This is a genomic window from Pseudomonas sp. TE3786 (assembly GCF_054057335.1).
On the sequence record NZ_JBSRZF010000001.1, the window covers coordinates 493,038 to 504,846 of the forward strand.

Below are 11,809 nucleotides of genomic sequence, written 5' to 3' on the forward strand. Positions count from 1 at the left end.
CCCTCCCACAGGGATATGCAATTTCCTGTGGGAGGGGCTTTAGCCGCGAGATTTTTGCAGGGGCATCGACCTACTTGCGGGCGGTAATCACCGCCCGCATCGGTGCCGGCAAACCTTCCACGGTTTTGCTGTGGTCGTCGGGGTCGAGGAAGTGGCTTAACGATTGATAGCGCATCCACTCGGTACTGCGCTGTTCTTCCACGCTGGTCACGCTGACGTCCACGCAGCGCACATCGGTAAACCCGGCGCGGCGTAGCCACAACTCCAGGGCCGGCACCGACGGCAGGAACCATACGTTGCGCATCTGCGCATAGCGGTCTTCGGGCACCAGCACCTGATTGACGTCGCCTTCGATCACCAGGGTTTCCAGCACCAACTCGCCACCTTTCACCAGGCAATCCTTGAGCGCCAGCAGATGCTCGATGGGCGAGCGGCGGTGGTAGAACACACCCATGGAAAACACCGTGTCGAAGCCTTCAAGGCCGGCGGGCAGGTCTTCCAGGGCAAAGGGCAGATGCCAGGCGCGCAGTTCCGGCAGGTAGCGCTGCACGGCCTGGAACTGGCAGAAGAACAGCCAGTTGGGATCGATGCCGATCACGCTGTCGGCACCGGCACCGAGCATGCGCCACTGGTAGTAACCGTTGCCGCAACCGACATCCAGCACGCGCTTGCCGCGCAGGTCCAGATGGGGTGAAACCCGCGACCACTTCCAGTCCGAGCGCCATTCGGTATCGACATGCACGCCAAACAGATCGAACGGGCCCTTGCGCCAGGGCACCAGGCCCATCAGCGCCTGGCGCATCTGTACGCGAGTGGCATCGTCGCAGTCGCTATCCAGCAGCAAGCCGTTCTGCAGGTCGACGGTGCTCGGCAGCAGGGCCGGCAGGGCATCCAGCGCACCTTGCCAGCGCTCCAGATCGCCGTGGCCCTTGTCCATCTTGGTATCAAGCTGCGCTTGCAGGGTGTTGGCCCAGTTGGCCAGGGGCGTGCCCGCCAGATGGCGGACCAGAGGGCTGAGGTCAATCATGGCAGGGCAATCAGCGAGGCGAAGTTCAGGCACTGGAACCACGGCACCACTTTGCTGAAGCCGGCGGCCAGCAAGCGTTCGCGATGTTGTTCGAGACTGTCGGGTTTCATCACGTTTTCGATGGCGTTGCGCTTCTGGGCGATTTCCAGCTCGCTGTAGCCGTTGGCGCGTTTGAACGCCACATGCAGGTCGGTGAGCAGTTCCTGCTCCTGCTCGTCATCGAAGCGCAGCTTTTCCGACAGAATCAGTGCGCCGCCCGGCAGCAGGGCCTGACGAATCTGGCTGAGCAACTGCAGACGCTGTTCGGGCTGGATAAATTGCAGGGTGAAGTTCAGCGCCACCAGGGACGTTGGCTGCAGCTGCAGGCCGAGAATATCGGCCTCGACCACTTCTACCGGCAGCAGCTCCTGGAACATCGAATCCTGGGCATGCAGGTATTCGCTGCAGCGCTCGACCATGGCGCTGGAGTTATCCACCGCGATCACTCGGCAGTCGCTGCAGCTCACATGACGGCGCAGGGCCTGGGTCACCGCGCCCAGGGACGAACCCAGGTCGTAGAGCACGCTGTGCGGCTGGGCGAATTGCGCCGCCAGTACGCCGATGTTTTCGACGATGGTCGGGTAGCCTGGCACCGAGCGTTTGATCATGTCCGGAAACACCCGCGCCACGGCTTCGTTGAAGGTGAAGTCGGGCACGGTCGGCAAAGGCACGGCGAAAAGACGGTCGGATTCCTGGCTCACGGTGGTTACGCTTGGCTCAAAAAGGGCGCCATTTTAACCAGCTGTGGCCGCGCTGCCATACCCATCCTTCTCAACGGTTGCGTGGCGCTGCAGTGCCGAGGCGGTAATGCCCCATTGGCCCAGCCAGTAAGTGAGGATGATGGCGTAGTGGGCACCGGCAAACGGGGTGACAAAGCGGTGGATGCCGATCAGGCTGTCCGACAGCACAAACAGCGCTGCGCCGATGGCGGCCAAGTACGCCGATTGCCGGCTGATCCGGTGGTTAGCGGTGCGCGCCAGCGCTCGCCAGAGCATGGCGCTGATGGCCAGGGCATATAGCGCCACTGGAATCAGCAAAGCGCCAAGGCCAGCACTGGCCAGGGTGGCGAACATGCTGCCGCCGGCGACCAGGGCCAGCAGCAAGGCCAACGGCGCGAAGGCGCGGTTGTCGCCGAGATAGGCCAGCAGATAGGCCAGATGGCCGAGCAGAAATGCTCCCAGGCCAAACACGAATAGCTCGGGCGACCACTGCAGCAGCATGTCGCCGGCCAGTGAGAACAGCAGGCCGATGGCGATCCAGCGTCGATAGGGGCCGGGTTCGGCACCCCGCAGCCAGCCCAACAGCGCCAGCACCGGTAGCGGTTTGGCCAGCAGGCAGAGCAGGGGCAGAGCGGCGAACAAGCCGTAGAGGTAGGTCAGGGTGCCCAGCAGGGCGAGAGCGAACCAGCGCATACACAGTCCTTGTTGTGGTTGTTGTGTAGGCGACTATGCCCAGGCTACGGGGCAAACCCCAGGCGTAATGCGTCAGCGCTAGGCACTTATTGCGCCGCTTAGCCAACCCGTAGGAGCGGCTTCAGCCGCGATGCTTGCGATCAAGAACATCGCGGCTAAAGCCGCTCCTACGCAATTGAGGGGTTGGTTATTTAACCGTAATCGCGCAATCGAACACTTCCGCCGGGGCCACTTCCGGCTCCCAGGGGCGGTGGTAAGCCATCAACAGCTCACCGGTACCGGGCGCGCTGGCCTGGAAACGCCAGGTGGATATACCCGCACCACCGACTATGCCGGCATCTTCAGGATTGCTGTAGACCTCCGGGCTGAGCACCCGCAGCACACTGCTGGCGGCATCCTTGGTCTGCCAGCGAAAGCCGGTGGTGGGGTTACTGCTCAGGGTCACGATCAATTGCTGGCCGGTGTGCAAGACGGCCGGGCAATCGCCGGAATTCTCGACCTGCACGGCCACATCTTTGCTGGGTTGCTGGGCGCAGGCGGCCAGCAGGGCGAAGCCAACGGGGAGTAGCAGGCGAGCAGCGGTCATAAAACCTTCCTGTCCAAAGGGCGACGAATGGCCGCAAGCATAGCGCCAAACCGGGCATTTGTCGGATACGAAAATCCCCGTAGGAGCGGCTCCACCGCGATGCTTTTGATCTCAAGGGCATCGCGGTTGAAGCCGCTCCTACGGGGAGTGCGAGTCCTTAAAACAACACCTTGGCGACATCACTGAAGCGTCTGGCGAAGTGCACGGTGATGCCTTCTTTGAGGTACTCCGGCAATTCGGTGAAGTCGCCACGGTTGGCTTCGGGCAGGATCAGTTCGTAGATTTTCTGCCGCCGCGCCGCGATCACTTTCTCCCGCACCCCGCCAATCGGCAGCACATGCCCGGTCAGGGTCAGTTCCCCAGTCATGGCCACGCCTTTTTTCGGCTCCTGATTGCGCGCCAGGGAGAGCAAGGCGCTGGCCATGGTCACGCCGGCGCTGGGGCCGTCTTTGGGCGTTGCGCCTTCCGGCACATGCAGGTGCACGAAGGCCTGGTCGAAGAAGGTCGGGTCGCCGCGGAATTCCTTCAGGTGCGAACTGACGTAGCTGTAGGCGATCTCGGCCGATTCCTTCATCACCTCACCCAGTTGCCCGGTCAGCTTGAAGCCGCGGTTGAGGGTGTGGATGCGTGTGGCTTCGATGGGCAGGGTGGCACCGCCCATGCTGGTCCAGGCCAGGCCGGTGATCACGCCGACCCCGCAAAGCAATTGCTCACGGCGGAACAATGGCATACCCAGGTAGGCTTCCAGATCCTTGGGGCCGATTTTCAGTTTGCTGGCCGGATCGCCCAGCAGTTTCACCACGGCCTTGCGCACTACTTTGCCCAGCTGTTTTTCCAACTGGCGCACGCCGGCTTCGCGGGCATAGCCCTCGATAATGGCTTTCAACGCCGTATCGCTAATGCTCAGGCGCTGTTTGGGCACGCCGGCTTTTTCCAGTTGCTTGGGCCACAGGTGGCGTTTGGCGATGGCGAATTTCTCTTCGGCGATATAGCCGGCCAGACGAATCACTTCCATGCGGTCCAGCAGCGGCCCGGGAATCGAATCCAGGGTGTTGGCGGTGCACACGAACAGCACCTTGGACAGGTCCAGGCGCAGGTCCAGGTAATGGTCGAGGAATTCGGCGTTCTGCTCCGGATCGAGGGTTTCCAGCAGCGCCGAGGCCGGGTCGCCCTGGTGGCTGGCACCGAGCTTGTCGATTTCATCGAGCATGATCACCGGGTTCATCACCTCGGTTTCCTTCAGTGCCTGCACCAGCTTGCCGGGCAGTGCGCCGATATAGGTGCGGCGATGGCCCTTGATCTCTGCTTCATCGCGCATGCCGCCCACACTGAAGCGGTAGAACGGCCGCCCCAGGGTTTCGGCAATCGACTTGCCGATGCTGGTTTTGCCCACCCCGGGCGGTCCCACCAACAGCACGATGGAACCGGAAATCTCGCCTTTGAAGGCACCGACGGCGAGGAACTCGAGAATCCGCTCCTTGATATCGTCGAGCCCGGCGTGCTGTTCATCCAGCACACGCTGGGCATGTTGCAGATCGAGCTTGTCCTTGCCGTGCACGCCCCAGGGAATCAGGGTGGCCCAGTCCAGATAGTTGCGGGTGACGGCATATTCCGGCGAGCCGGTTTCCAGAATCGACAGCTTGTTCAGCTCTTCATCGATGCGTTTTTTCGCCTGCTCGGGCAGGGTCTTGCCCTCCAGGCGCTGCTCGAATTGTTCGATGTCGGCGCTGCGGTCGTCCTTGGTCAGGCCCAGCTCCTGCTGGATGACCTTGAGCTGCTCCTTGAGAAAGAACTCGCGCTGGTGTTCGCCAATGGTGCGATTCACTTCCGCCGACAGCTCGCTCTGCAGGCGCGCCACTTCCACTTCCTTGCGCAGCATGGGCAGCACTTTTTCCATGCGCTGCAGCACTGGCACGGTGTCCAGCACCTCTTGCAGCTCTTTTGGCGCGGCGGTGGTGAGGGCGGCGGCGAAGTCGGTCAAGGGCGAGGGCTGGTTGGGGCTGAAACGGTTCAGGTAGTTCTTCAGCTCTTCGCTATACAGCGGGTTGAGCGGCAGCAGCTCCTTGATCGCATTGATCAGCGCCATGCCATAGGCCTTGACCTCATCGCGCTTGTCGTCGGCACTCGGCGGGTATTCGACCTCTGCCAGGTAGGGCGGGCGATGGCGTTTCAGCCAGCCACGGATCTTCACCCGTTGCAGGCCCTGGGCGACAAACTGCAGCTTGCCGTCGACCCGGCTGGCCTGATGGATTTTCACCAGGGTGCCGTGCTCGGGAAGGCTGTCGGTATTGAAATGGCGCGGGTCGGTCACCGGCTGATCGACATAGAACAATGCCAGGCTGTGGTGCTCGGTCTTGGCCACCAGCTCGAGGGTTTCCGCCCAATGCTCTTCGTTGACGATCACCGGCAACACCTGGGCCGGGAAGAACGGGCGGTTGTGAATGGGGATGACATACAAGCGTTCCGGCGGCCGCTGATTGGGCAGCGCCAGGGCGTGGGGAAGGTGCAGGCCCTCGGGCGTCAGCGCGTCTTCGTCGTCGATATCGGTAACGTGGTCGTTCATGCGGCACCTGTGATCACTACGTGGTTAGGTAGATGGGTCGGGTGGGCAAACAATTCAATGGCAATCTCGTGGTCTGGCTCCCAGCCCTGTAGGAGCGGCTTCAGCCGCGATGCTCTGGAACGGGTAAAAAGCATCGCGGCTGAAGCCGTTCCTACAAAGTTGGTGGAATGCACGGAAATGGCGCACGCCCGTCGGCCTTGGCTGGGAAATGACCGGTCGTTCACGTACCATGCGCGCTCTTTTTTACCCCCTTGCCGCCATGCTTGAAGCCCGCCTGTTACGCCTCGACGACCAAACCCACGAACACGCCCACGATCACCATCAGCTGGTGCTGTCGCTGGCTGGCCGTGCGGAGTTCGAGGTCAACGGCCGGGGTGGCGAGGTGTGTCGTATGCGCGCCTGCCTGGTGCCCGGCGATGCTGAACATCAGTTCGCCGGGGTCGGCGACAACCGCATGCTGATCATCGACCTGGATGAGCAGGATAGTTCGGCCGACGACCTCGAGCTGCTCGCCCGGCTATTCGATATGCCGCGTTACCCGGCGCTGGATGCCGATTTCCAGAACCTGCTCAGCTATGCCGGCGCCGAACTGGCACGCTATGGCAGCGACACGCAACTGGCGCGCTCCCTTAGCGGTGTGCTGCTGCGCGCCTTGCATGTACGTCTGTTTGGCGAGCGCCACCCACGGTCGTTGGGGCCATTGAATGTCGAGCGTCTGGATGCCTATATCGATCAGCACCTGGCCCGGCGTATCAGCGTTGCCGAACTGGCCCAGGTGGCGTGCCTGAGCCCCAGCCATTTCCATGCTCAATTCAAAGACAGCCTGGGCCTGACCCCCCATCAATACCTGCTGAAAATCCGCCTCGACCGCGCCTCCCGGTTGCTGCGCGAAAGCGCCCTGCCGCTGATTCGCATCGCCGAAGAATGTGGCTTCTCCAGCCAGAGCGCGCTGACCACCGCCATGCGCCGCTACCTCGGGCTGACCCCAAAGCGTTTACGCGGCGTGCAGTAACCCCCGGCGCTGTCTCAGCCTTGAGACTGGGCCTTGGGTATTTCCCGACTATATTTCCCCTGAACCGCCAGTTTTCGAATGCGACAGAGCGGTGATGGCTACATGCCATATTTTCTGCTGAATATCGCTGGTCAATCCGCTAGTCTGCCAAGCAAGGGCGGGTATTTGGCTTGACCGAGTCTCTGTTCAGCACTTCGAACCAGCGTTTTCCTGCACCCGACAAGGTCGTTGATATGCCTGGATGGCTTCACCTGCGTTTGCTCCTCAGTCTCGCGGTCTGCGTGGTGTTCACCAGTTGCTCGGTGGGTGCCGCGCCCTTGCAGGCGAAAATGCTCGACGCTCAGGGCAAGCCCATAGAAGGGGCGGTGATCACCTTGCAAGGCCCCATCGGCGGGGAGCTTCCTGCGCAGACGGCGATCATGGACCAGGTGCAAAAGCAGTTTTCACCCCAGGTGTTGGCCGTGCATACCAGCACCCAAGTCACCTTCCCCAACAGCGACAATATCCGCCACCACGTTTACTCCTTTTCCCCGGTCAAGCGCTTCGAACTGCGCCTGTACGAAGGCACGCCCTCCGAGCCGATCACCTTCGACAAACCCGGCGTAGTGGTGCTGGGCTGCAATATCCACGACTGGATGGTGGGCTATATCTACGTCACCGACGACCCCTGGTTCGCCACCAGCGATGCCAGCGGTGTGGCCAGGCTGGAACTGCCCGCAGGCCGCTACAGCGTCACCCTCTGGCACCCGAAAACCCCCGATCTGCTGCCGCAAAAAGCGCCTGAGCTGACCCTGGGCGAGCAGGGCAGCGCCCAGCAATACACCATCACTGTCACCGACGACGCCGAAGAGCGGGCAGAAAAGTACCAACCCAAACCATCAGCCTTTGGCGACGCATTCAAGAAGGCCGCGAGTGAAACCAAGCAATAGTTTCCAGTCGCGCATTACCGGCGTCCTGATCCTGCTGTTGTTGGTGGTGATCGGCAGCCTGTACTTCGCGATAAAAGTGGCGACCGCCGACGCAGTGAAAAAACAGGCCAGCGCACAGCTGGAGGTGGGTGTGCGGGTTTTCGAGCGCCTGCTTGACGTGCGCAGCCGGCAGATCAGCGATGCGGTGCAGGTGTTGTCCTCGGATTTCGGCTTTAAAGACGCGGTCGCCAGCGGCGACACCGCCACCATCAGCTCGGTGCTGGCCAACCATGGCAAACGCATAGAGGCCACCGAAGTACTGCTGCTCGGCCTGGATGGCAGCATCACCGCCACTGCCGACAGCAGCGCGCCAAGCCAAGGCCAAGACACCTTCAAGGCGGGCACCCCATTGCGCTACGCGGGCGAGTTGGCCGAAGCGCGGCGCTCGGGCCAATCGGCGTTGATCGTGTCGATCAACCACGAGCCGCACCTGCTGGTGGAGACTCAGGTACTGGCACCGCTCCCGATTGCCCGGGTGGTCATGGGCTTTCGCATGGACGAGGCGCTGGCCAACGAACTGCGCTCACTAACCAACCTCGACGTGTCGTTTCTGGCCATCGAAAACAACAGCCCTGGCCGCCTGATCAGCACCCTCAGCGCCGACCAGGAATCGGAAATGATGGCGGCCAACCTGCAGCTTGAGCGCACCACCACGCTCAAGGAGTTCGAGTTTTCCGGAAAGCGCTACCTGAACGAGCAACTGGTCCTGGCCAATGGCGCGGATTACCAGGTGCAAGCCTTTTTGCACAGCTCCCTCGAAGAGGCGCTGGTGGCCTTCAAACCCCTGGACCAACGCGTATTGCTGATTGCCCTGTGTGCCTTGGTCGCCTCCCTGGGCGGCGCGCTGTTGCTGGCCCGCAGCATTTCCCGGCCGGTGCGCGAGCTGGCGCGTGTGGCCGAGCGGGTGGGGCAGGGCGATTATCAGGGCAGCATCGAGTTGCAACGCAGCGACGAACTCGGCGTGCTGGCCAAAACCTTTCAAAAAATGCAAACCGACCTCGCCGAACGCGAGCGACAACTGGCGTACAACGCCCTGCACGATGGCCTCACCGGTTTGCCCAATCGTACCCTGGCGGTGGAACGCCTGGGCAGTTCGATCATGGCCGAGCGGCCGATGGCGGTGCTTAACCTGGGCATCGGTAACTTCCGTTCGGTGAATGAAACCTGCGGCCCCGGTGGCGGTGACCTGGCGCTGCAGCAGGTCAGCCGCCGGCTGCAGGCGATACTGCGCCCCGGTGACAGCCTGGCGCGGCTGTTTGCCGACGAGTTTCTGGTGATGCTCGATGGCAGTGACCGCGACGGCGCGGTGGCCACCGCTGACCAACTGCAGCAACTGCTGATCAAGCCCCTGCGCGTCGGCACTCAGGACATCGCTCTGGACTGCAGCATCGGCATTGCCGCCTACCCGCAAGATGGTGCCACCCCGGACGAGCTGCTGCGCCGCGCCAACCTGGCGATGCGTGACGCGGCGCAGACGCCTGGGCGCTTGCAGCTGTACCAGCAGGGCCGCGAGGACGACCACGAACGGCAGATCAACCTGATCCGCGACTTGCGTCGCGCTGCCGAAGGCAACGAGCTGGTGCTGCACTATCAACCCAAACTGAACATCAACGAAGGCCACGTGCGCCAGGCCGAAGCGCTGTTGCGCTGGCAACACCCACAGTACGGCATGGTTTCGCCCGGCGAATTCATCCCCTTGGCCGAACGCACCGGCAGCATTCAGAGCCTCACCGCCTGGGTGATCGAAGAGGTGCTGCGCCAGCTGCGTGAGTGGAACCAACGGGGGTTGCGGGTATTGATGTCGCTGAATATCTCCGCCGAAGACCTGCACGATATCGGCCTGCCTACGCGCGTCAGCCGCCTGCTGACCCAATACGCGGTGCCCGCCGAACAACTGATTTTCGAAATCACCGAAAGCGCCGTGATGCAGAACCCGGAAACCGCGCTCAAGGTGCTGCACAGCCTGCGCGACTGCGGCATCAGCCTGTCGGTGGATGATTTCGGCACCGGTTATTCATCCCTGGCCCAGCTCAAACGCATGCCGGTGCAGGAACTGAAGATCGACCAATCCTTTGTCCGAGACCTGGACGATGCCAGCGAAGACTCGGTGATCGTGCGCTCCACCATCGAGATGAGCCACAGCCTGGGCCTGAAAGTAGTGGCCGAGGGCGTGGAGTTCGAGCGCAGCCTGCGCCTGCTGGAGAAATGGCAGTGCGACACCGCCCAAGGTTACCTGATCAGTCGGCCGCTGACCGCCAGCGCCTTCGAAGCCTGGGTCGGCCAGCCGCTGCGAGCCGGGCTGGCGATGGTGCATTAAAAAACGCGGTCGTAGGTTGGGCTTCGCTTCGCTTAACCCAACCTACGGCAGAAATAGGGAAGAACGCATGAAGAAAACCCTTGGCGCGCTAACCCTCGGCCTCAGCCTCGCCAGCGCTGCCGCCCTGGCCGACAACGGCCGCCTGCTGGCCACCGGTGGTGCCAGCAGCATCGACGGCGCGGCGGGCGGCGGCATCACGCCCTGGGCGGTACTGGCTGGTTATGGCGAGCAAAGCGAGTGGGGCGGCACTGCCTTTGTCACCCGCGTGGAAACCGGCGACTACCGCCTCGACGTGGCCGGCGGCGCGGTGTCCTTCGGCAATCGCATCGAGCTGTCCTACGCCCGTCAACGCTTCGACCTCGGCACCCTGGCCCGCGATCTGAATCTGCCGGAAACCACCCTGAGCCAGGATATCTTCGGCCTCAAGCTGCGTCTGTTCGGCGACCTGATCTACGACCAGCTGCCCCAGGTGTCCCTGGGTATCGAACACAAACGCCAAAAAGATTTTCTTATCCCCAGCCTGGTGGGTGCCCAGCGCGACGAAGATACCGAGGGCTATATCACCGCCAGTCGCCTGTTCCTTGGTGGCGCCTTTGGCTACAACCTGCTGGTCAACGGCGGCCTGCGCTACAGCCGTGCCAATGAACTGGGCCTGCTCGGTTTTGGTGGCGACCGTCGCGACGAGCGCAGCGTGCTCAAGGAAGGCTCACTGGCGGTGCTGTTCAACCCGCGCTGGGCCATGGGCGTGGAGTACCGGGAAAAACCGGACAACCTCAACTTCGCCGGTGAAAGCGATTGGGCGGATGTGTTTATCGGCTACTTTCCCAACAAACACCTTTCCGTGGTGCTGGCCTACGCCCGCCTGGGTGAAATCGCCACTCTGGACAACCAGGACGGTGCCTACCTGTCCCTTCAGGGGAGTTTCTGAACATGCGCTTGTTGATCAGCCTGCTGCTGGTAATGGGTTTGGCCGCCTGCGCCCAGCAACCGCCCAAGGATGACAGCCTGTACCGCGACCTGGGCGAGCGCGAGGGCATCACTCGCATCGTTGAGGGCATGTTGCTGAACATCGCCAAAGACCCGCGCATCGTCGAGCACTTCGTCAATATCGATATCGAGCGCCTGCGTGACAAGTTGGTGGAACAGTTCTGTGTCGAAGCCGGCGGGCCCTGCACCTACACCGGCGACAGCATGGAAGAAAGCCACAAGGGCCAGCACCTTACCCGCAGCGACTTCAACGCCCTGGTCGAAGATCTGCAGGACGCCATGGCCGCCGAAGGCGTACCGCAACCGGCGCAGAACCGCCTGCTGGCGCGGTTGGCACCGATGCGTGGGCAGGTGATCGAAAAGTAGACACGTAGGTTGGGCTGAGCCAACGGCGAAGCCCAATGTGCCTAATTACGGTGGTCGCTTGCGTTGGGCTTCGCTGCGCTGCGCTCACCGAACGCGGATCGACCCAACCTACGAGTTCGATTGCCGCCGGTGATGGGGGGCAGTTCAAGCACCGACGCACGCCACGGGATTCTGGGTCCCAGCCTGCGCTGGGACGACGGAGGTTTGTACGTCTATCACCGTCATTCCGGCGAAGCACGGAATCCAGTGGTCCGCCAAGCAGGTTCTTCCAGGAGTCGGTCTAGGGCGGGGGTGATGGATCGACGCAGGTTTGTGCGTTTAACACCGTCATTCCGGCGAAGCACGGAATCCAGTGGTCCGCCAAGCAGGTTCTTCCAGGAGTCGGTCTAGGGCGGGGTGATGGATCGACGCAGGTTTGTACGTCTATCACCGTCATCCCGGCGAAGCACGGAATCCAGTGGTCCGCCAAGCAGGTTCTTCCAGGAGTCGGTCTAGGGCGGGGTGATGGATCGACGCAGGTTTGTACGTCTAT

10 protein-coding genes are annotated in these 11,809 nt (G+C 62.3%); 5 read left to right on the plus strand and 5 right to left on the minus strand.

The genetic code is table 11. The features are described 5' to 3' along the window. Window positions 1-70 precede the first annotated feature (70 nt). The 5 genes from cmoB to lon form a co-directional block, all read right to left on the minus strand. Window positions 71-1,027 (minus strand): tRNA 5-methoxyuridine(34)/uridine 5-oxyacetic acid(34) synthase CmoB, encoded by a 957-nt coding sequence (cmoB, locus tag ACVW0Y_RS02310; protein ID WP_457435791.1) that lies wholly within the window; start codon window positions 1,025-1,027, stop codon window positions 71-73. Next, the gene (cmoA, locus tag ACVW0Y_RS02315; protein ID WP_457435793.1) at window positions 1,024-1,767 is read right to left on the minus strand and encodes a carboxy-S-adenosyl-L-methionine synthase CmoA; all 744 of its coding nucleotides are present in this window, start codon (window positions 1,765-1,767) and stop codon (window positions 1,024-1,026) included. Before cmoA ends, cmoB begins: the two co-directional genes overlap by 4 nt. 33 nt (window positions 1,768-1,800) lie before the next feature. Beyond that, window positions 1,801-2,478, minus strand: coding sequence for a lysoplasmalogenase (locus tag ACVW0Y_RS02320; protein WP_457435795.1), 678 nt, complete (start codon window positions 2,476-2,478; stop codon window positions 1,801-1,803). 187 nt (window positions 2,479-2,665) lie between these two features. Beyond that, entirely contained in the window at window positions 2,666-3,064 is a 399-nt protein-coding gene (locus tag ACVW0Y_RS02325; RefSeq protein WP_457435797.1) for a protease inhibitor I42 family protein, read from the minus strand. 157 nt (window positions 3,065-3,221) lie between these two features. Continuing rightward, window positions 3,222-5,627 carry an endopeptidase La gene (gene lon, locus ACVW0Y_RS02330; protein ID WP_457435799.1) on the minus strand — a complete coding sequence of 802 codons (2,406 nt, stop codon included), beginning with the start codon at window positions 5,625-5,627 and terminating at the stop codon, window positions 3,222-3,224. 259 nt (window positions 5,628-5,886) lie between these two features. On the opposite strand from lon, the gene ACVW0Y_RS02335 reads away from it, so the two are divergent. The 5 genes from ACVW0Y_RS02335 (at window position 5,887) to ACVW0Y_RS02355 (ending at window position 11,277) form a co-directional block, all read left to right on the plus strand. Further along, complete coding sequence (locus ACVW0Y_RS02335) at window positions 5,887-6,639, plus strand: helix-turn-helix domain-containing protein (RefSeq protein ID WP_457435835.1); 753 nt, start codon at window positions 5,887-5,889, stop codon at window positions 6,637-6,639. A gap of 233 nt (window positions 6,640-6,872) precedes the next feature. Continuing rightward, window positions 6,873-7,568 (plus strand): methylamine utilization protein, encoded by a 696-nt coding sequence (locus ACVW0Y_RS02340; protein ID WP_457435800.1) that lies wholly within the window; start codon window positions 6,873-6,875, stop codon window positions 7,566-7,568. After that, the gene (locus tag ACVW0Y_RS02345; protein ID WP_457435801.1) at window positions 7,552-9,924 is read left to right on the plus strand and encodes a putative bifunctional diguanylate cyclase/phosphodiesterase; all 2,373 of its coding nucleotides are present in this window, start codon (window positions 7,552-7,554) and stop codon (window positions 9,922-9,924) included. Before ACVW0Y_RS02340 ends, ACVW0Y_RS02345 begins: the two co-directional genes overlap by 17 nt. Before the next feature lie 67 nt (window positions 9,925-9,991). Then, complete coding sequence (locus ACVW0Y_RS02350; RefSeq protein WP_457435803.1) at window positions 9,992-10,852, plus strand: DUF3034 family protein; 861 nt, start codon at window positions 9,992-9,994, stop codon at window positions 10,850-10,852. Between the two features lie 2 nt (window positions 10,853-10,854). Then, on the plus strand, window positions 10,855-11,277 hold the full coding sequence (locus ACVW0Y_RS02355) for a group I truncated hemoglobin (RefSeq protein ID WP_457435805.1): 423 nt from the start codon (window positions 10,855-10,857) through the stop codon (window positions 11,275-11,277). Window positions 11,278-11,809: the final 532 nt, after the last annotated feature.

What these genes read in the sequence shown, in the direction of transcription:
- lon (WP_457435799.1), bottom strand. Translation starts at nt 5,627, where the DNA reads ATGAACGACCACGTTACCGATATCGACGACGAAGACGCGCTGACGCCC.
- ACVW0Y_RS02320 (WP_457435795.1), bottom strand. Translation starts at nt 2,478, where the DNA reads ATGCGCTGGTTCGCTCTCGCCCTGCTGGGCACCCTGACCTACCTCTAC.
- ACVW0Y_RS02340 (WP_457435800.1), top strand. Translation starts at nt 6,873, where the DNA reads ATGCCTGGATGGCTTCACCTGCGTTTGCTCCTCAGTCTCGCGGTCTGC.
- ACVW0Y_RS02350 (WP_457435803.1), top strand. Translation starts at nt 9,992, where the DNA reads ATGAAGAAAACCCTTGGCGCGCTAACCCTCGGCCTCAGCCTCGCCAGC.
- cmoB (WP_457435791.1), bottom strand. Translation starts at nt 1,027, where the DNA reads ATGATTGACCTCAGCCCTCTGGTCCGCCATCTGGCGGGCACGCCCCTG.
- ACVW0Y_RS02335 (WP_457435835.1), top strand. Translation starts at nt 5,887, where the DNA reads ATGCTTGAAGCCCGCCTGTTACGCCTCGACGACCAAACCCACGAACAC.
- ACVW0Y_RS02355 (WP_457435805.1), top strand. Translation starts at nt 10,855, where the DNA reads ATGCGCTTGTTGATCAGCCTGCTGCTGGTAATGGGTTTGGCCGCCTGC.
- ACVW0Y_RS02325 (WP_457435797.1), bottom strand. Translation starts at nt 3,064, where the DNA reads ATGACCGCTGCTCGCCTGCTACTCCCCGTTGGCTTCGCCCTGCTGGCC.